12 protein-coding genes are annotated in these 19,984 nt (G+C 53.6%); 2 read left to right on the top strand and 10 right to left on the bottom strand.

All coding sequences use genetic code 11. The annotated features are described in order from the left end of the window. Position 1: 1 nt before the first annotated feature. Together G0Q06_RS12205 and G0Q06_RS12200 are read right to left on the bottom strand one after the other, a co-directional pair. Positions 2-973, bottom strand: a complete 972-nt coding sequence (locus tag G0Q06_RS12205) for an AAA family ATPase (RefSeq protein ID WP_163966454.1) — start codon at positions 971-973, stop codon at positions 2-4. 74 nt (positions 974-1,047) lie between these two features. Beyond that, positions 1,048-1,797, bottom strand: a complete 750-nt coding sequence (locus G0Q06_RS12200; protein ID WP_163966451.1) for an AraC family transcriptional regulator — start codon at positions 1,795-1,797, stop codon at positions 1,048-1,050. A 75-nt stretch (positions 1,798-1,872) separates the two neighbouring features. On the opposite strand from G0Q06_RS12200, the gene xylA reads away from it, so the two are divergent. Together xylA and G0Q06_RS12190 are read left to right on the top strand one after the other, a co-directional pair. Then, the gene (gene xylA, locus G0Q06_RS12195) at positions 1,873-3,180 is read left to right on the top strand and encodes a xylose isomerase (protein ID WP_163966449.1); all 1,308 of its coding nucleotides are present in this window, start codon (positions 1,873-1,875) and stop codon (positions 3,178-3,180) included. Between the two features lie 193 nt (positions 3,181-3,373). Then, on the top strand, positions 3,374-4,936 hold the full coding sequence (locus G0Q06_RS12190) for a xylulokinase (protein ID WP_163966446.1): 1,563 nt from the start codon (positions 3,374-3,376) through the stop codon (positions 4,934-4,936). Here the strand turns inward: G0Q06_RS12190 and G0Q06_RS12185 are convergent. From G0Q06_RS12185 to G0Q06_RS12150, 8 genes are all read right to left on the bottom strand, one after another. Continuing rightward, a complete protein-coding gene (locus G0Q06_RS12185) occupies positions 4,933-6,171 on the bottom strand; it encodes a DUF1501 domain-containing protein (RefSeq protein ID WP_163966444.1) in 1,239 nt (412 codons plus the stop codon). The genes G0Q06_RS12190 and G0Q06_RS12185 overlap by 4 nt on opposite strands. 10 nt (positions 6,172-6,181) lie before the next feature. Further along, complete coding sequence (locus G0Q06_RS12180; protein ID WP_163966441.1) at positions 6,182-7,666, bottom strand: DUF1800 family protein; 1,485 nt, start codon at positions 7,664-7,666, stop codon at positions 6,182-6,184. Positions 7,667-7,775: 109 nt separating this feature from the next. Beyond that, complete coding sequence (locus G0Q06_RS12175) at positions 7,776-10,667, bottom strand: TonB-dependent receptor (RefSeq protein ID WP_163966439.1); 2,892 nt, start codon at positions 10,665-10,667, stop codon at positions 7,776-7,778. 166 nt (positions 10,668-10,833) lie between these two features. Further along, positions 10,834-11,904 (bottom strand): hypothetical protein, encoded by a 1,071-nt coding sequence (locus G0Q06_RS12170; protein WP_163966437.1) that lies wholly within the window; start codon positions 11,902-11,904, stop codon positions 10,834-10,836. Positions 11,905-11,939: 35 nt separating this feature from the next. Continuing rightward, the gene (locus G0Q06_RS12165) at positions 11,940-12,272 is read right to left on the bottom strand and encodes an EF-hand domain-containing protein (protein WP_163966435.1); all 333 of its coding nucleotides are present in this window, start codon (positions 12,270-12,272) and stop codon (positions 11,940-11,942) included. An 86-nt stretch (positions 12,273-12,358) separates the two neighbouring features. Further along, the gene (locus tag G0Q06_RS12160; RefSeq protein ID WP_163966432.1) at positions 12,359-14,782 is read right to left on the bottom strand and encodes a cellulase family glycosylhydrolase; all 2,424 of its coding nucleotides are present in this window, start codon (positions 14,780-14,782) and stop codon (positions 12,359-12,361) included. 16 nt (positions 14,783-14,798) lie between these two features. Further along, positions 14,799-17,321, bottom strand: a complete 2,523-nt coding sequence (locus tag G0Q06_RS12155) for a sulfatase-like hydrolase/transferase (RefSeq protein ID WP_163966429.1) — start codon at positions 17,319-17,321, stop codon at positions 14,799-14,801. Positions 17,322-17,392: 71 nt separating this feature from the next. Further along, entirely contained in the window at positions 17,393-19,852 is a 2,460-nt protein-coding gene (locus tag G0Q06_RS12150) for a glycoside hydrolase family 94 protein (RefSeq protein WP_163966426.1), read from the bottom strand. Positions 19,853-19,984: the final 132 nt, after the last annotated feature.

Below are 19,984 nucleotides of genomic sequence, written 5' to 3'. Positions count from 1 at the left end.
GTTAACAGAACTTGTGGGTGAGTTCCTTGATGATATCGTCGCTGGTCATGTTCTCCGCCTCGGCATGGAAATTCGGGATGATGCGGTGGCGCAGGACCGGTTGGGCAAGGGCTCGAATGTCTTCCGTGGCGAGGTGCGCCCGTCCGTGAAGAAGGGCCCGCGCCTTACCGGCAAGGACAAGTGCCTGCGAAGCACGTGAACCAGCTCCCCAGCTGACCTTTTCCTTCACGATCGTTGGTGCGTCGGAATTTTTCGGACGCGTCATGGCCACCAGATGGACGGCAGTGCGAATGACTTCGTAAGCTGCCGGGACTTGAAGGACCAAGTCCTGCAGCTCAAGGATTTCCTCTCGGCTGAAGATAGCCTCCGGGAGCGCGCTGGCGGGCGAAGTCGTTGCGGCTACCATTTCGATCTCCTCCTCCTCGGTGAGGTAATCCATAATTGGATTCATCAGGAAGCGGTCCAGTTGTGCCTCCGGGAGTGGATAGGTGCCTTCCTGCTCAATCGGGTTCTGTGTTGCGAGGACGAAGAAGGGCGGCTCAAGGGCCATTTGCTGTCCGGCGGCAGTAACCTGACGCTCACCCATCGACTCAAGCAGGGCTGCCTGGGTCTTGGGAGGTGTCCGGTTGATTTCGTCGGCGAGGAGCAAGTGCGTGAAGACCGGTCCCGGGACAAAGCGAAAGTGCCGCTTACCAGTGACCGGGTCCTCCTCGATGACTTCTGTTCCAAAAATATCTGCGGGCATCAAGTCAGGGGTGAACTGAATCCGTTTGAAATTGAGGGAGAGGGTCTGTGCCAACGTCTTGATCAAGAGCGTCTTACCCAATCCCGGGACACCTGTGAGAAGGCAGTGACCCCGCGCCAGAAGGCTGATCAGGAGCAGGTCCATGATCTCTTCCTGACCGACAAGGACCTTGCGTAATTCCTGAAAAAGCCGTTCCCGTGCATCCGCAATCCGTTGAATACTTTCCATATGCTTCAAAGGTTGGCGGGAGAAGGCTCCGCCGCAATAAAATTAGGGCTTTTAGAGCAGGCCATGCAGCGCGATCAGGCTTCGTTCAGACTGGATTTACGGTAGTCGGTGGGGGAGGTTTTCATCTGCCTGCGGAAAGCGCGTGAAAAAGCCGAACGGCTCTCATAGCCGCAGCCAATGGCAATCTCAGTGATGTTGAGCGGGGAATCGGCGAGGAGCTTGCAAGCCCTTGAAATGCGGAGCTGGGCCAGAAATTCACCGGGTGAAAGGCGCATGTGCAACCGGAAGCGGCGGGCCAGTGTGGCCACTGACATGCCAGCGTGCTGGGCAATCCCCGGAACATCAATCCCCTCCGACAGATGCTCGCGGGCAAAGTCGACAATTCGGGCGAAAGAGGCGTATGGGGCGGGCAGGGGATCCGCACCGCCTGTCCGGAGCGGGCGTGAAATTCCTGTTGTCCCGACAACGTTCCCCTTTGTATCGATCAGGGGAACCTTCGTGGTGGAGCGCCATTCAACCCCGCCGAACCGATTGGCCAGAAGTTCGAATTTCCGGTGGATGGGAAGCCCTGTGTCAATGACCTGGCGGTCATCGGCCATGAAGGTGCGTGCAAGCTCCGGGAAATAGAAGTCAGCATCGGTCCGGCCGAGAATCCGGTCTTTCGGCAGGTTGACCCGTTCGGCAAAGGCAGGGTTAATCGCAATTAGCCTTAATTCCGTATCCTTGACCCAGAAAAGGGTGTCCTGAAGGTCTTCAAACAGCTCAATAAGCCCATTTGCGAGTGAATCACCCGATAGGGACATCCTGTTTGCCAGATTTGCCATTCTGATTAAAACTGCACAGGAATTGATGACGAGTGCAATTCTCTTTTTATGGGATTATGATACAATACAGCCCTTATGAGCGACTATTTCACTGTACCAAAAATCTCCTTTGAAGGCCCGGACTCAAAGAACCCGCTTGCTTTCAAGCACTACAACCCGGACGAGCTTGTCGAGGGCAAGTCAATGCGCGATCATTTGCGCTTTGCCGCGCCTTACTGGCACGTGATGCGAAATGTCCTGGGCGACCCGTTTGGCGCGGGTACGGCCCTCATGCCCTGGGATGACGGAAGCGACTCCGTTGAGAATGCCTTGAGACGCGTCGATGTGTTCTTCGAGTTTCTCGATAAGATCGGGATTGATTACTACTGCTGGCATGATCGTGACATTGCCCCGGAGTTGAACGACCTCGCCAAGAGCAACGCCGCACTTGAGGCAGTTGTCGCCAAGCTGAAGGAGAAGCAGGCTGAGCATAATAAGAAATTGCTCTGGGGAACCGCCTGCCTGTTTGCCCATCCGCGTTTTGCGCAAGGAGCCGCCACATCACCCGATTTAAATGTCTACGCCTACGCGGCCGCACAGGTCCGCAAGGCGATTGAGTGCACGAACGAGCTGGACGGGCTTGGCTACACTTTTTGGGGTGGCCGCGAAGGCTATTCCAGCCTGCTCAACACGGACATGAAGCGCGAACTGGACCATCTCGGTGCCTTCCTGCACATGGCCGTGGATTACAAGAAGAAGATCGGCTTTGAGGGACCGTTTTATATCGAGCCCAAGCCGCGCGAACCCTCGACGCACCAGTATGATTCGGATGCCGCGACTTGCCTGAATTTCCTGCGTGAATACGGCCTGATGGAGCACTTCCGTCTCAATATTGAGACCAACCACGCTGAGCTGGCCGGGCATACTGTCGAGCACGACCTGACCGTTTCCGCCAATGCGGGCATGCTGGGCAGCATTGACGCCAACCGTGGGGACCAGCTGATCGGTTGGGATACCGACCAGTTCCCGACCAACATCTACCAGACCACACAAGTCATGCTGGTGGTCCTTGGTATGGGCGGATTCACGACAGGCGGGCTGAATTTCGACGCAAAACGCCGTCGTGAGTCACACCATCCTGATGATTTATTCCACGCGCACATTGGGGGCATGGATGCCTTTGCCCGCGGCTTGAAAATTGCCGCGGCGATCCGTGCGGACGGGCGCATGGCGGAGTTTGTCCAGCAACGCTACAGCAGCTTTGATTCTGAAGCAGGCCAGAAGGTGGAGAGCGGCAAGATGACGCTTGAGGAACTGGAGAAGATCGCGCTTGCCAATGGCGAACCGCAGCTGGCTTCCGGTCGTCAGGAAATGTTGGAGAATCTGATCAACACGTTTCTGTAAATTAAGAAAACAACTACGAATTTCACGGATATACACGAATGATTGGACTATGGAAGAACAGAAAAAACGGAAATTTTGCTTGGAAGTGCTTCCTTGTTTAAAAGTCTTTCCGTATATTTTGTATATTCCGCAGTTAAACAATCCGTTCTATTCGCGTGATTTGTAGTTCAATAATAACGACAGAAAGAAAGCCATGGCTCAGTATCTGGGAATTGACTCTTCGACGCAGAGCGTGTCTGCGCTTGTGTTCGACGGAATAACGGGAAAAGTGGTCGCTGATGCGTCAGTCAACTTCGGGACGGACCTGCCGCAATACAAGGCACCGCAGGGATTTATTCCGGATGGTGAACATGGCGAAGTGCATTCTGATCCGCTGATGTGGCTGGATGCCTTGGACCTGTGCCTCGAACGTCTTCTTGCGACCGGTGTGGACTTTCGCTCAATTACCGCGATCAGTGGCGCAGGGCAGCAGCACGGAACGGTTTACCTGAATGCAGACGGTGTTGCACGGCTCAGTTCAATTGATCCGGCAAAGTCACTCTCCGAGCAGTTTGCCGGTTGTTTTTCGCGGAAGACTTCACCGATTTGGATGGATACCTCGACAACCGTCCAATGCCGAGCGATTGAAAAGGCTCTTGGTAGTTCGATCAAGGTGTGCAAAAAGTCCGGATCGATTGCCATTGAGCGCTTCAGCGGTCCGCAGATCCGCCGCTTTTTTGAATCCGAGAAGGCCTCCTATGTATCGACTGCCCATATACATCTGGTGAGTTCCTTCATGGCAAGCGTGCTGGCCGGAACGGACGCCCCGATCGATCATGGTGACGGCGCGGGGATGAACCTGCTCAATCTGGAAACACTCGACTGGGATGATGATTTGCTCGAGGCGACGGCACCCGGATTGCGCGAGAAGCTACCACCTGCCTTGCCATCCCAGACCGTTGTTGGTCCGGTAGCGGGGTACTTTGTGGCAAAGTATGGTTTTGCCCCTTCGGCGAGTGTTGTCGCCTTTACCGGTGACAATCCCAGCAGCCTTGTCGGCATGGGGGCCACTGAGCCAGGCAAGGTGATCATCAGCCTTGGCACATCGGATACCTTCTTTGCCGCGATGCCGGAACCCCTGACCGATCCTGCGGGGTGCGGGCATGTATTTGGAAATCCGCTCGGCGGGTTCATGACGCTGCAGTGTTTTATCAATGGATCACTTGCCCGGGAAAAGGTGCGCGACCGCCTCGGCATGGACTGGGACCAGTTTAGCAAAACTCTGGAAGAAACGTTGCCGGGAAGCGATGGAAACCGGATGCTTCCATTCTTTGGCCCTGAGATCAGCCCGCGTGTTGATGTAAAGGAACCTGTTGTGTCCGGACCGTTCGCGGACGATTGGGTCAGCAATCCAACTTCCGCGCGGGCCTGCGTTGAGGGACAATTCCTGAACATGCGCTTATGTTCGGAATGGATGCAGCTCTCCCCTGATGTGATTTACCTGACCGGTGGCGCATCGCAGAATGATGCCATCGCACAGATCGCTGCGGACGTCTTCCAGGCGGAGGTCAAGCGACTGTCCGTTCCCGGCTCGGTCGCCCTTGGGGGTGCTTTGCGGGCCGGACTGGCAACCGGCGAACTTTCGTCCGCTGTGATGGACACCTTCTTTAAGAAAGCTATCTCCGGCAAGGCGATCCTTCCGGACAGGGCAACATCGGAGACCTATACCCTCGCGGCGGAGGACATCCGGAAACTTCAACTTTCCTTGAACTCCTAAGCCAGAAAATCAACCGGGGGAAACTTGCCCCCGAGTATTGGCTCCGGGTCTGTCTCAAACCAGCGTTGAAGGACTGTGCCGTAAACGGAGCGGAAATCGGTGCTGTGCTTGAGATCCTTGTTTATCCCAACCGAGAGGTCGGGAGCCTGACCCAGCAGCGACTTGTTGAGTTGGCTACCCATGACAAACTGCGGAGCTGCTGTACCATGGTCGGTACCGCCGGAAGCATTTTCGGAAGGCCGGCGGCCAAACTCGGAGAAGGTCATGGTCAGGACCTGATCCTGCAAGGCGTGTGCCTCGAGATCCGATTGAAAGGCATGCATGGCATCCGACAATTGCGTGAGAAGATCCTTATGGCGAAGGGCCTGGTTTGCGTGGGTGTCAAATCCCCCGTGGGAGACAAAGTAGACCCGTGTTTCCATGCCTGAAGCGATGAGGCCGGCAACCTTGTTGAGAGCGTTGCCAAGGCGTGTCTGCGGATACTCCTCCATTGAACGATAATTCCCGATTTTCTCGAGAACACGTCTCTCCGTGACGAGGGTATCCATGAGCGTGTGCTGAAGGAAATTGGCATTGCTGTCATCCTTGTACGAAAGTCCCTTCACGCCCGAGAGAAGACCGTTGAGGTTCCCGTTGCGTCGCCCCTGATTTCCCTGAAGGCTGAATATGTTGTGTTCCTGGTTCGAGAGGAAAGCGTCCGGTAATTCATTGCCGATGTTCAGTCCTGCGGGATCGGGCGAGGGTGAACCCGAGCAGGCATTGTCAAAGTAGCGGCCAACCCAACCGTCGGTCAGGTAATCGTTGCTGTCTGAAGCCGTTTCCCAGATTTCCATTGAGCGAAAGTGGCTCCGGTTGGGGTTTGGGTAACCAACATTCTGGATGATACCGAGTTTTCCGTCCTCAAACAGGCCGTGCATTTTTCCGCAGGCCGGGTGAAATCCGAGCTGGTCGTTGAGTTTGTGCAACTGCTTCTGTTTCAACCCAAGCTTTGGACGGAGCCGATAGTAATTGTCATCGGCATAGGGAACAACTGTATTCAGTCCATCATTACCCCCTGCCAGCTGGATGAGAACCAGGATGCTTCGATCTTTTTCCGCAATGGGGGCTCCCGCCCGCAATGATTGCGTGATGAAAGAGGGGGCCACTGTGCTGAAGGCGATGAATCCGAGTCCGCAAGTGGATTGCTTGAGGAACTCGCGGCGGGTCTTTGGGTAAGATGAAGAGTCGGTACTCATGGTTATACTTTCAGCAAAGGTGATAGGCAGGTTGGGCTAGGGCGGCGATCAAGCAGGCAACACCCTTGCGGCGATCGCTCATCTTCGGAGATACCGTTTCATTCAGGATGCCCTCCAGTTGGCGGGAATCCGGATTTGTGTACAATCGTGCCGCAAGATCCTTTGCAACCTCGTCCAAAGGCATCTTCCCCAGCCGAGTCAGCCACCCTGGATCAACCTGAAGGCGTGCTTCGCCTGCTTCAACAGCCTTTTCCAAGGCTGCTTTTTCATCTGCGTTCAGTTGGCCCATCGGAGGACGATTCATGACGCTTTGGACGAGTCGATTCCTTGCGATCAAGGTAGCCGAATTAATCCAATGGCGCCCGCCAACCCAACCCCGGACATTGGGAGGGTTGAAGAAGGCTTGTCCCATCGAACGGATCATGTTGGTCGTCAGCCTTGGTGAGGGGAAGACGTCCAGGTCAAGGTCCTGTAGCAGGCCCAGGTAATAATGGAAAGGCGACTTGATGAGGTTGTCCCGAAAGCGCTCATCATAGAAAAGCCTTGAGCTGAAGAAGGTTGAGATCAGGTAGGGAATTGAGAATCCGGCCGCTTTCCATTGAGTACCCAGCTCAGCAATATATTGATCCGGCAGGCCATCCTCGGTCAAGTATGCGCGAACAAGTTCCCGGGGCAGAAACTCATCCGCTGCGGGTTGCTTGAAGACTAGATCGATCAGCTCCTCCAGACCGAAGTTTCCAGTCTGACCAAAAATGGTTTTCCTCGAGTTATCATGCCTCCTGTCGATGAATCTGACTTCGTCCTCCTGGTTGACAACGTAGCCGGTGAGGGCGCGCGCCGCCTCCTTGATGTCATTCTCCGTATAGTTGCCTTCACCGAGACAGAATAATTCGAAGAGCTCACGGGCAAAATTCTCATTGGGGGAACCTTTACGGTTCTGGTTAAGGTTCAGGTAGCGCACCATTGCCGGGGAGACGGCCAGATGCTTGCACATCTCTGGATATGTTCCGCCAATGGAGCGGCGAATCCTTTCCTGATAATCAAGCAGGGCAGGGGTGCTGCGAACACCCGCAAAGGCGACCACCCAGACATTCTGGAAAAAGAGAGTGAGCTTTTCCTGACAGCTGTTGGCTGGATTTCTTGCAAAACGGATCCATTGAAGAGCGAAGTCATTGTATCCGGTACGGTTAAGTTTTCTCAAGTTTTGCCGGATCTCCCGTTTCTCTATTTCGTCCGCTTCCCGCAGGGACATAACGGACGCTTCTATCTCCTCCATCATCCCCACCAACATCTCCGGCTGGGGCATGCCGTTGATACTGCCAAGGGCAATCTTGATGGAAGTTTTCGGTCCCCCTTTTAGGAACGCCTCGACCAGATCCGGCTGAACGGAATATCCCAAACGGCTGGCCAGATGCCTGCCGGTTGTTTCGTTCCATTCTGCTTTGGGAAGGGGTAGCCAGGCATCAACAGGAGCCAATAAATTGGAATCGGGCATGTAGTTGAATTACTCCTTCGCATCCTTCTTGTAAAGCTCACACTACGCGGCAGATGGGAACAAATTCGCACACAGTTGCAAGGGTCGGATCTCCTGAATCCGGAGAACCCTAATTGACGGAGTGCCGGTTGAGGATTCTGTCCAAAAGACTGGATCCAAGCTTGATGTTCAGGCCGATGTTGATTGAGCGGGATCCCTCGAAATTCCCTACCATGCGCTGGGTGGATCCCTGGTAACTTGACCGGTCCGGCTTGTTGAGATTGGCCAGGCCGATTGAGAGGTTTACCGTGTTGTTGATCTTGTAGTTCAGGTTGATGGCATGTGTCCAGAAAGCCTCATTGAACTGGTCCTGGCCTGGCCGGATCAAATTGTTGAGCTGTTCACCGCGGTAGCGTGCCCGGTAGGCAAGGGTCCAGTTCTGGAAACGCCAACGCAAGGTCATGTTGATTGTTTGTTCAACCTGCTTGGGCAGCATGATGTTTTCCCCGGGATAATTGGGATAGGCGGCGGTGCTGTCCGTGAGGACGTACATTGCGACGAATTCAGTCTCTGCGAAGGGATCTGGAAGAAAGGTGAGCCGGGTCGCATAGGATGCTTCGAGACCATACAAATCCGCGGGGGAGCCGTTAACCGATTGGGAAAGGATAAAGCCGGGTTCGCCCAGATACTCGGTCTCCTGTTCGGTATCGACGATAAAGTCATCGATCCGCTTGTAGAAGAGTGCGAACGACATGGAGCCCCATTTGTCTGAAAAGAAATCCGTTCCCAGATCGATGGCCTTGGCATCGAAGGGATCGAGTTCAGGGTTTCCTGCACGGATACGCTTCCTGTCCAGATCAACGCGTGCTGAGGGGCTTTGGTCGCGGAAATCCGGACGTTGCAGGGTGCGTGTCAGGGAGCCCCGGATAACCCAGTTTGGAGTGGGCTTGAACAGGGCGTGAAACCCGGGAAGGAGCATGTTATATTGGTCCGAAATGGACACTGGATTCACCTCAACAATCCGCTCATTGTTTTCGTCAATCTCAGAAATTGTTTGAAATCCCTGTGTCTTGGAATCCGTTCGTTCAAGCCGCAGCCCGGCGATTATGACCCACCGATCGCTTTCCCGCTGGATCATCCCGTAGGCGGCATAAATGGATTCCGAGACGGTGAAATCCCCGGCCGCCGAATCAAAGAGTGTTTCCAGAGGATCGGACCGAAACGCATCCGGATCGTTCAAGAAGCGATCTCGCATGGCCCCGGCCGACCAGGATGGCCCAAGCGGGTAGCGGCTTCGGAAGATACTTTTCTGACCCGGTGCGGCGATCTCATCCAAAGAAAAGGCCTCGTCAACGGGAAAGTACTTCACCTTGTCCTGATCATTTTCGGCGTCGCGAATTCTCGCCTTCAAACCGGTTTTGTAGGTCCACTCGGACGAATCCTTTTCCACCTTGCGGGTCAGATTCAAGCGAAGCGCGAGTTCGGAATCATCTGCCAGGTTGTCAATAATGTCATAACGCTGGAAATTGAAAGGGGTGGGGTCCAACAGGTCGGTAATGCTTGATTCGGCCCCGTCTTTCAGGATGCGGATTTGCGGGCGAAATGGATTAACGGAAAGGTCGTAGGAGCCATCGTACTCATTGGCTGTCAAGAAGACGCCATTCACGGAGCCCTTTGATTCGGATTTGGCAAAGGAGTAGCCAATACTCTCGTCAACTTTCCAATCCCCCAGGAGATGTTCCGCCCCGAAGACAATGCTTCCCGAATTATCCTCGGGCGAGTTTTCAAGGAACTGCTTCTCGAGCCGGAAATTTTCAAATTCCCCATAATCTGGAAGAAGGGAGATTATTTTTCCCTGGATGAATTGCGGTGTATGAAACTCAACCGAGAGGTCGGTTTGCCTCTCATTCCACATGCCTTTCAGATAGAAGTGGTTGTTCTGATTGAGCTGCAGATCCGTATTCAAGACGACTCCGTAACCCCGGTTGGTGATTTCGCGTGTCCCCATGCGCAGGCGGGCAAGGGTTTGCACGGGTTCACCTGTTTCCGGGCTGATCCGTTCAGGCCATTGGTTTTGGACGCGGAGCATGTCAGGGGCGTTCTCGTTTTTCTGGCCATTCACTGCGAGGAGTATGCCCAGACGTGAGCCGCTTTCGCCTAACTCGATGGGCTCTGCATGGGCGAGGTTGATCCTGTGGCCCCATTTTCCCGGTTCCTCCTGCCATCCATTCCACATGGAGATTGAGCTTCTCGCCTTTTTCGAGGATGCCACGCGGCTTGTCTGCAAGTCGACAGTGCCGCCGATGGCATCGGCATCCATGTCCGGTGTCGGCGCTTTCATCACTTGGATGTTGTTGATGAACTCTCGTGGAATCTGGCTCATGGCGCGAATCCCCCGGGTCGTTCCCCGACCGCCGCCTCCCGCGACACTTTGCCCGTCGACAGTAATGCGCGTCTGTCTTGGGCCCGCACCACGGATATTGACTCCGGATACGGATTCGCCGTCGGTCTCAACAGTGACCCCGGAGACTTTTTCAAGGGTGTCTTCGAGCCCATTGTCGGTCACATCCTGCAAAGCCTCTCCGGACAACTGGTCCACTGGGGCAACGCTTTCACGCTTTGCCAGTGCGTCCCGGTCGGCATCCGTCAGGCTCCCTTCTACCTCGAAGGCTGCCAGGTTCACAATGAGTGGGTTGAGAAAGAGTTCCTGACGAAAGGAAGGCTTGTCTGCGGCAATTTCGAGCCGGAAGCGGCGGCTGCCGTAACCGTCGGCAGTCAAAATCGATTCAAAAATGCCTTCCAGCTGTGTGTCGATCTGGATCCAGCCGCTGGCATCGCTCCGTCCGCGCAACCCGGCCCCTGGAAAAACCAATTCCGCATTGGCGATTCCCGTGCCGCTGAGTTGGTCAACCGCCCTCACCATGATGCGCTGCCCTACCAATGGTATGGCTGATGCGATGATGACCAGAATGATGGCCAATGTAGGCCATTTAAGGCGGCCTGGCCTCGGTGGGATGGGCATTGTGATGACTATTTTTTATAAGCTTTCCCAAAAAATAATCTCCGGCAAGGTAATCCTTCCGGATTTTAACCTTATCGGAGATCTCTCCCTTGACCGCGCAGGTTTCCCGGCGGCTTCAAGATAATCCAGGTGGAAATTGATCGTAATCAGGTGGCGTGAAAGGGCTCTAGTACCAAGGTGCCCAGCCGCTTTGGCCGTATTCGGGATCTTCCAGGTTAAAGTGCCAGCCATCGATATCGTCGGCTGTCCAGAACCAGAAACCATAGGCAAAGTTGTAGCCGTAGATGGATTCCAATGTTGCGCTGTCCGAATCGATATACAGCCAGGTGTCCGCATTGAAGTGGTAGACATACGGGTACTGGGAATCATCGATCCAACCGATCCCGGTGTCGCGTACGATGTCGCCAATCAATGGATACACATCCGCCCATGGGGAGCTTGCCAGCTCCGGGAAAACGACATTCTCGCCGGTTACGACCATGTAATCGATTTTAACGCTGTTACCCACCTCAGGGTTAGCCGCCTGCATGCGAATTTGATCAATATCGCCGTATGGCCATTCGCCCGTGTAGATCGTGTAGTATTCGCTTTCGTTGACACCATAGTCGATGATGTAGGTATCGGGCTCGGCTGTGAAATCGACCGTGTAGCGGAACTTAAGGCTGTCTCCAGCACCAAGGGCTGGAGCACCCTCGAATTCGATTTTGGTTGCCTGATCGATCGGCACCCGGGGCTCAGGGATGTCCGCACTACTGATGGTGTTGCTGAGAAAGTTCACAACGTCTTTGCTGATTGAATCCCGTGTGCGGATGCTGGTCCCGTTTCTGAGAATTGTGACAGATCCGTTTGTGCCGTCACCGGGAGAGTAGAAACCGAATCCGATATTGGGATTCTGGGTTACAGCACTCCAGTCCCATGAACTGTAGGCCCATTCAAGGATCAATTTGTCAGCGGAAACAGGTTGCTGGCTTTCGTGCAGCCAGTAGCCAGAGAAGCGGTTTTCACTTGTACCGGTGACATGCCAGTTGCCTTCGCCGTCGGTGGTTGTTTCGAGCCAGTTCTCGGTGTCGGCACCGGCTTGGACGCCTGTGTTCAAGGCATCATTGAAAACGGCGGTGCCGGCTGCGTCGTTGAATTGCCAGTCGTGGATGACGACGGTTTCCTGGGCAAATGCCGTTACTGCAAAGGATGCAGCAATAACAGTGAAGGGGAGATTTTTCAGTAGTGGAGTTTTCATTTGAACGAGGGTTTAAGGGATAAACTAACAATCAATTATTCGGGCAGTTTCATATTGTTCTGCTCTTCAAAGGAAACAAATCCGTCTTCATTGGTATCCTTGTTTTGAAAACGCTTTTCGGCAGCTTTTTGGTAACCTTCCTTGCCGTTTTTCTCGAATTGGACCCGGGTCATTTCGGTGTACTCTGCCTTATTCAGCTGGCTGTCACCGTCGGTATCCCATTTCAAGAAGACCTTTGCCTTCTTTTCGACGTCGGACAGCTCGCCCCATTTCTTATTGGCCCAGCTGTATTCGGCTGAGGCGATGCTCAAGGCAAAGAGGCTGCCAAGGAGTGTGATTACTGTGATTTTGATAGGGTATTTTTTCATGATTGTTTATACGATTGGGCGAATGAGACAGTTTTCAATGTGTTATCTCGGTGATTGTTTGCCTTAAACCAATGAGAAAGTGTATTCTATGGACTAGGCGCCGTTACGTGGAGCCAATCGAGGTTTGGTCCAACATCGGGATCTGCGACAACCTTCAGGCTTTCATTTCCGATATCCGCACTGGTGCTCCCGCTGAAATTGATTTCAACCTGAAGCGTTGCCCAGCTGTCGTTACTTCCGGTTGAGGGAAAGACGACGTTGGTCAAGGTTTGAGCACTTGAGACCAGACGGACAGTTCTTTCAATTGCTGAGGCGTAGTGAATATTCACGACGTAGCTTCCCGTTGTGGGGATATAGATTCCGTCAACCCTGGCCCAGGTTCCCAAACCGGTGGTTTCCGGGTAGGCGGCATAACCGCTGCCGGTAAATCCCGGAAGAAGGTCTGAACTGACAACACCGCCTCCGGTAGAGCCGTCTTCAAATTCGTACCGTCCGACCAGCGCCTCAAGTGGGGCCGCATCAAATGTCCGCAGGGATGGATTATTTTGTTCGCTACTAGTCCACGGCCCCATGCCCTTTGAGGAATCGGAATTATTGTACATGTTCCAGTGAGCCCATGAAATATCCCGGGCTTCCGCCTGCATCCGAATCCAGCTGAGCCAGCGTTCGCGATCTTCGTTCCAGTTGTCGGCATCATTATTGACCCCGAATTCCCCGAGGTAGAGGGGCAGGGGATCGGTCGCATTTCGCGTGGCCCAGGCTTCATTTGCCGCAACGACTTCATCAAAGTCAGATGGCGTTGTCGAAAATTCGGCTGGGGTTCCCCAGCTTATGTCCTCATTAAGCTGTTTGGTAAAGGGCCTTGGATCGTAATAATGGAAAGTGCCGATCAGGTAATTGTCATTGCTGGGGATTTCGTCATTATCCAACGCATCGATGAGGGCCTGGCGCGTTGAGAAGCCGTCGCCGGAGACAATGACAATGCGTTCCTCGTTGCCGGCGACTCCGCGAATGGCAGTGAGTCCAATATTGATTATCGTCGCGACATTATCCTCACCGTGCGGTTCATTCATGATCTCGAAGACGACCTTATCGAGGTCATAGCCGGCGAAATGGGCGGCCACCTGTTCCCAGATACGCTGGAGCTTCAGGCGGTCTTCTGGGGTGTCATTGTATTCCTGGGCAGGGTCGTTGTTGTTGGCCCAATTATGAACCGGATCAACAATAGCAATGAGGCCTTCATCAAGGCACCAGTCGACCATCTTCTGAAGGACGTTCATTTCGCTGGCGGGAATGAGGTGGCCCGGAGCGGGCCCGGCCACTTCGTCCATCTTGTAGCCGATACGGCAGTGATTAAAATGGGAGGCATTTAATAGGGCGTAATCCTCCTCGGCCCCCTGGTCATTCATGGACTTCGACGCCATGAAGTTGTTTCCACGGAACAAGCGCTTGTTCAATGCCTGTGCGGCGGCTCTTGCTCCTGTGGCAGGTGGTTCAATCTGGCCAACCCGGTAAAACCATGGCCCACCGCTTGGATCAAAGTCGACCCACCACTCGTTTAATGGAGGAGTCGCCTGTAAGCCCGTTGACTGGTCTCCGAATCCGGACAGGTCTGAGCTGGATTGTACTGAATATGTCATGCCCGTCCTGGAAGGCCAGGTGATCAGAAACTGATTTATTCCCAGAGCGCGACGCTGGATACTAGCAGAAAAATCGGTTGATCCACTTCCGCCAGTGGAGGGAGCACTAACAGCACTTGCCTTCAAGTAATCGACTTTGATGCTGTTGCTCACTTCAGCATTGGCTGCTTGGATGCGGACGGCATCAACTTGGCCCCACGGCCAGGTCCCGGTGAAGATGGTGAAGTAGGCCCCACTATTTATTCCATAGTCGATTGTGTATGTTGCCGTTGTGCCGGAGAAATCGACTGTGTAACGAAATTTCAAGCTGTCTCCTGCTGCGAGGGCGGGGGCCCCGGGGATTTCAAGTCCAGTACTCTGGTCGAGGGGAACCCGGGGGGAGGGGATTGCCGAACTGTCAATCGTGTTACTCTGGAAATTAATAACATCTGTGCTGATTGAATCCCGTACGCGCAGACTGGTTCCATTTCTCAAAATCGTCGCGGATCCGTTTTCCCCGGAAACAGGCGTTAGAAGGCCGAATCCGATATTCGGACTGAGGGTCGCCGAGCCCCAATCCCAGGACGAGTAAGCCCACTCAACAATGACCTGATCCGCTTGGTACGGGAGCTGCGTGGATTGAAGCCAGTATCCCCCGAATTTGTTGCCGGTCGTGCCCGTGACATGCCAGTTGCCGGCCCCGTCGGTGGATGTGCCGAGCCAGTCCTCAGAATCAGCACCAGCTTCCTGGCCGGTGTTTAGGGCGCCGTCAAAGACGGGAGTGCTTGCCGGATCATTGAATTGCCAGTTATGGAGGACGACGGTATCCTGCGCGGAAAGCGAAACAGCGAAGAAAAGGGAAGCTAGGGAGATTGTGTAGTGAATTTTCATATATTTAGGTAAGACCTCAAGGGATTGATACAATTTCAATATAGGGAGTGAATCCGGCTTCGCTGCTGTCGAATTTTCCGAGTGAGTTTCCTTGTTCGTCGAGAGCGAATGAGTAAGTTCCGTCGCTCGAAATAGCGGGAGTGATGTCAATTGATAACCATGCTCCTGCTGTCGGGATGCCCGAGCCGACAAGCGTCGAATATGGAGGACGGTTGTCCCAATTCAATGAGCCTTCGCTCCATGACGTGTCGGTAACAAGGTGTACATTGACAGGATCTGTCTCTGTATTGGAATGCAGATACAGCCGCACTTCCTGAACCGTGCCAATACCGGAGACAGAAAATTTAAGATAAGTGATCCGGGTGAAAATACTGGCTCCGTCCTGACGCACTTCCAAGACAGCCTGCCCGCCTGGGATAAGCGTCGTATTACTTAGCTTGGCGAAGGTGTCGTCGGTTGCATAAAATGTGTCGGTTTGCGTTGCAGGCCCGGCAGGAACAACGGATAGACATACCTCGGCAAGGTCAATCGCACCACTCGCGTCTGCCACTTCGACCTTGGCGTAATGCACCCCAAGATCACCCGTGAGAGGGTTGCCGGAGATTGTTCCGCTTGGTGCGACGGTGAGCCAAATGGGGCCGGATACTTTGCTGAATGTGAGAGAGTCACCAACATCCGGATCCTCAACAAATGCTGACAGCTCAAAACTGTAAGAGGCGTCAACCTCAGCGTCATCAGCTGTAATGGCATTCCTGTTGAACAAGGGTGGGGTGTTTGAGCCGATTGCGATCTGGAAAAACCGGCGTGTTCCATTCAGGGGAACAACGATTTGATCTCCTGAGATTCCATCAGGCGAGGCGCTCCAGCTGGAAGGGGCAAGTGTCGTGCTGCTCATGATGTCGTAGGAGACACCAGTCGCTCCCGGCCAATCCAAGGTCACCATGGGTGATCCGCTGGCTGAGGAGGCCTCGATTTTGACACCCGGCAGATAGCCGTTCCCCAGTGTGATTTCCGCCCCGCTTGCCGGGATAGGAGCAGATCCTTGCATCCTGTCGGCCCCTCTTGAGCTTGTTTCGGCCCGCATGGAACGGGAAAGCTGATAAGCAATTGCTGCATTGGCAGGATCATCAATGACGTTCCTCGTCTCAAAGGGATCCATCTTGTAATCATATAGCTCCCTTGCCTGAACAACATTTGAAGAGTCTACCCATTCTATGTAGCGATACCGGTCACTACGATAGGAATAACCATAACCGCCATTGCGTGAAATATAGGTAATGGCACCACTGTTCACAGCGGCATCGGAATCGTGCAACATTGAGGCCAGGCTGCTTCCGCGCAAGGGACGTCCCGTGGTGATGGTATCGTTGAGCGGTTGTTCTGGAATCGGGAGGTTGGCCAATTCAACGAGGGTCGGATAAATATCAATCGAGTTGGCGGGATGAAAATTCATTACACCACCGGCTGGGTTGCGGGGATCATATATAATCAGTGGAGCGGCGGTGGCGCGTTCCATCACTGTGTGCTTGGCCCATTTTCCATGGTCTCCAAGATGAAATCCGTGGTCGCCCCAAAGGACGATGATGGTTGTCTCCGACATGTTCTTAGCCGGATCCAGCGGGTCGGATTTTGTTGCCAAATGAGCGAGGAGATTTCCGACAAGCGAATCTATGAAGGAAACACAGGCATAATACCCATGAATTAATTCCTTCTGTTGTTCATCCGTGGGAAGTCCTGTCACATCGTAGGGTTCATATCCCAAAAGCTCGTCATTATCCCCGAGGGTCGCATCCACATAACTACTGCTGTTGAAGGGCAAATCCTGTAATGGGGCCGGGCTGAACTGGTTGCGGTCATAAAGGGCCCAATCGGCCGCCGGTGCGATGAACGGGAGGTGCGGTTTTTTGAATCCAACAGCAAGAAAGAACGGCTTGGTGCCTCCTTCAAGAATATCGAGAAGCGCTTTGCCCTCATCGAGAATCTTATAGTCGCCATGTTGGGTTTCATCGGCCAGGGAGTCATCCACAGCTGGTTTACCCGATGGAGAATACCCGGCGTCAGCCCGAACATAAGGGATGGACCATGAAGCGGGATCGTCAATGTTGCGCCCGTCTGTGGTCTGGCTGTTGGGGTCGACAATATTGCCGACGGTTCTTGGATCGTGGAATTTCCCGGTAGCGGCGGTTTCGTATCCGTTGTTGCGAAAGTGCTGGGGCAGCGTGATGACATCCGGCAGAATTGCCCGGATCGGTCTGAATCCCATCACGCCTGTCTCTTCGGGGAGCAGTCCGGTTGTCAGGGCTGCCCGGGAAGGTCCGCAAACGGGCCATTGGCAATGGTGATTCCGGAATGTTGTGCCTTGGCTTGCCAGGGAATCCATGGCAGGCGTGATGGCATGGGGATCATCGTAGGGGCCGATTGTCGTCACCAGGTCGTCGATCGCGATGAACAGGACGTTGGGTTGGTCCTCTGCGGCAAGGTGTGCGTTCGTTAGAGAACAGAGAGTTAGCAGGGATATGGGGACAAGCTTCAGTTGCATGGGGTATTACTTTAAGGGGGGGGTATGAAATGTGAGAACCGGTCCTGTCTCGACCGGAATCAATGGGCGAATTAACTAACAGTTGCTGCCCGTGCAATCGGAGGGGCGTCGGCATTGCTAGTGGCTTTTCTCATAGTTACGACAACCCTGTTTTCCGAACCCGGTTCCTGGACGGGGATTGTGTTTGAATCTAACAGTGTTCCGTTCAGTTCTACCGTGGCAACTCCACTGCAAATGTTTTCGGAATTATCCACTTCAATGATGTAAGTTGCATCACGGAAGACACGCCGGACCTTGAAGCCATTCCATGCGGACGGAATGCAGGGATCAATACGCAAGCCCTGATGAGTTGGCTGGATGCCGAGAATGTACTGAGTCGCTGCCTGATATGTCCATGATGCGGTTCCTGACAACCAGCTGTTACGGCCGAGGCCAAACTGCGGATGTTCGTCGCCAAGGATGTTCTGTGCGTAGACATACGGCTCAATCTCGTATGTATCGATATCGTCATTCTTGGCGGCAGGATTGATCTGGAGATAGTACTTGTACGCACGATCTCCATTTCCCCGCATGGTTTCGGCAATCATCACCCAGGGATTCGAGTGGAGGAAAATACCGCCATTTTCCTTGGCACCCGGAGGGTAGGTGGAGACACCACCGATTTCGGAGTCGAAGCGAGTATAGCCCGGGCTGCTGAGCTTGATTCCGTGGGCCGTGTTGAGATGCGTAAAAACGGAGTCCAGAGCCTTGTTTACGCGTTCTCCTTCGGCAAATCCGGAAAGGACCGCCCACGATTGGGCGTTAGTGTAGATTTTTCCTTCGGTATTTGAGGAGGAGCCTATGGGTTCGCCCTTTTCGGTGAAGTAGCGAATAAACCACTCGCCGTCCCATGCATGTTCATTCACATGCTTTCTCATGACTTCATAGTCCTCCCGGAGTTCGGTGACCTTGGCTGTTTCCCCGAGGTATTCCAGAAGATCCATTATCTCGAGTAATCCTTTTCCATAGAGGTGGGCATTGAAAAGGCTTTCCGCATCACCCAGGAGATTGACCGTGTCATTCCAATCGGCAAACCCCAGAAGCGGTAGTCCGTGCATCCCCGTGTGGGTTTTGGTGTAGTCCAAGGCGCGAAGCAGGTGCTCCAGGACAGGGGCGCTTGCCCTCTTTTCCAGCGGAAGCTTTTTGTCATAGAATGTCACTTTTTCCCGGAGAAAATCATAGTCCCCGGTCTCCTTCACGTAGGCGCATACTGCGAGGATTGACCACAAGTGATCGTCTCCATAAACAAGCTTGTGACCTTCCTCAAGTGCATCTCCTTCGGTTGCCTCCATTGAAAGCGGGAAGAATTGGTGCATTGCCGAGCCGTCGGGGTTTTGCACGCTGATGAGTTTTCGCAGGAGATCCTTTACTTCACCGGGAGCACCGGCCACTGCGCCCATTGTATCCTGGGAACTGTCCCGGAAACCCAAGCCGCGGGAACCCAGTCCCAGTTGGTAGAGTGAAAGATAGCGGGACCAATTCAAGGTCATATAACACTGTCGAGGATTGTGCACGTTGACCGTTGTGTTGAAGGCCTCGTCGGGCGTTTCACAGGAAAACTTGGAGAGATAGTCATCCCAGAAACTGGCTAATTCGCGGAAGGCAGATGCGACATTCTTTTCATCTCGGTAGCGGTGGACAAGGCCGGCCACTTCTTCTGCCTTAGCCTGGCCAAGCTGGGTAATGATTCGCTTTGACTCGCCTGGGGCGAGGGTTCCCAGCTTATGGAGCAGGGCCCCGATGTTATTGCCCCGTCGTGCCTCGTAGTTGGAAAAGGACTCCTTTTTCAGAGCCTCAGGCGCCTGCCAAGTTGCATATTCATTGTTTCCAAGGAATCGAGCCCGATCACTTTCAAAGGAATCCACCGGATGATTCGAAGTGAAAAAATTGTGTTTCGTTTCCTTTCGCATGAAGGGAAACTGCTTGAGGATAAGGAGACCGTTTTCATCACGATCCGCCTCAGACATCATTGTCTGGGGAACCCAGTCGGCATTGGTGAACTGCTTCAATGCCTCAAAGTGCGAGTACTCAACCAAGGGGATCAAATCAATCTCAACAGGCTTGTTGCCTTCATTGGTTATTTTGATGTCGCGAATTTCAACCGGGGAATCATTGGGGACAAAGATCAGGACATCAGTCCGGATACCATGGGATCGCGATACAATCCGCTGGTATCCGAGACCGACATGACAAGCGAAGTCGTCATAATCGTCCAAGGTGGGGGTGAAAAAAGGTGAAAGGATCTTGTATGAACCGTTTTCCCTGATGCGCAGGTATAAAGTTTCTCCCTTCGGCTCTGACTCAGGCAATTGGGGGATGTATTTCAAGATTCTATTGAGGGCCGGATCTCCCGCGCACAGCAGTGCTCCGCCAGTGTGATCGACGAGCCCGCCAAATCGAATAGTCCCGATATAATTCACCCATTTCGCGGGAGTCCGCGGGTCTGTGATTACATATTCCTTAGCAGTGTCGTCAAAGTATCCGTATTTCATGGGAGTGGGGTGGGAAAAGTGTTTGTTTGTATGCCTTTTATGCTCCCATCCTCTATTGTGCCCACCCAACGACAAGGTATTCTATCATTGAAAAAGCATTGCCTTTTATTGAATAAATGCACCTCATTTAAT

The organism is Oceanipulchritudo coccoides, from assembly GCF_010500615.1.
Classification (GTDB): domain Bacteria; phylum Verrucomicrobiota; class Verrucomicrobiia; order Opitutales; family Oceanipulchritudinaceae; genus Oceanipulchritudo; species Oceanipulchritudo coccoides.
Note: the sequence above shows the minus strand (reverse complement) of the source record. Positions and strands in the feature narration are given on the sequence as shown.

What these genes read in the sequence shown, in the direction of transcription:
- G0Q06_RS12205 (WP_163966454.1), bottom strand. Translation starts at nt 973, where the DNA reads ATGGAAAGTATTCAACGGATTGCGGATGCACGGGAACGGCTTTTTCAG.
- G0Q06_RS12200 (WP_163966451.1), bottom strand. Translation starts at nt 1,797, where the DNA reads ATGGCAAATCTGGCAAACAGGATGTCCCTATCGGGTGATTCACTCGCA.
- xylA (WP_163966449.1), top strand. Translation starts at nt 1,873, where the DNA reads ATGAGCGACTATTTCACTGTACCAAAAATCTCCTTTGAAGGCCCGGAC.
- G0Q06_RS12190 (WP_163966446.1), top strand. Translation starts at nt 3,374, where the DNA reads ATGGCTCAGTATCTGGGAATTGACTCTTCGACGCAGAGCGTGTCTGCG.
- G0Q06_RS12185 (WP_163966444.1), bottom strand. Translation starts at nt 6,171, where the DNA reads ATGAGTACCGACTCTTCATCTTACCCAAAGACCCGCCGCGAGTTCCTC.
- G0Q06_RS12180 (WP_163966441.1), bottom strand. Translation starts at nt 7,666, where the DNA reads ATGCCCGATTCCAATTTATTGGCTCCTGTTGATGCCTGGCTACCCCTT.
- G0Q06_RS12175 (WP_163966439.1), bottom strand. Translation starts at nt 10,667, where the DNA reads ATGCCCATCCCACCGAGGCCAGGCCGCCTTAAATGGCCTACATTGGCC.
- G0Q06_RS12170 (WP_163966437.1), bottom strand. Translation starts at nt 11,904, where the DNA reads ATGAAAACTCCACTACTGAAAAATCTCCCCTTCACTGTTATTGCTGCA.
- G0Q06_RS12165 (WP_163966435.1), bottom strand. Translation starts at nt 12,272, where the DNA reads ATGAAAAAATACCCTATCAAAATCACAGTAATCACACTCCTTGGCAGC.
- G0Q06_RS12160 (WP_163966432.1), bottom strand. Translation starts at nt 14,782, where the DNA reads ATGAAAATTCACTACACAATCTCCCTAGCTTCCCTTTTCTTCGCTGTT.
- G0Q06_RS12155 (WP_163966429.1), bottom strand. Translation starts at nt 17,321, where the DNA reads ATGCAACTGAAGCTTGTCCCCATATCCCTGCTAACTCTCTGTTCTCTA.
- G0Q06_RS12150 (WP_163966426.1), bottom strand. Translation starts at nt 19,852, where the DNA reads ATGAAATACGGATACTTTGACGACACTGCTAAGGAATATGTAATCACA.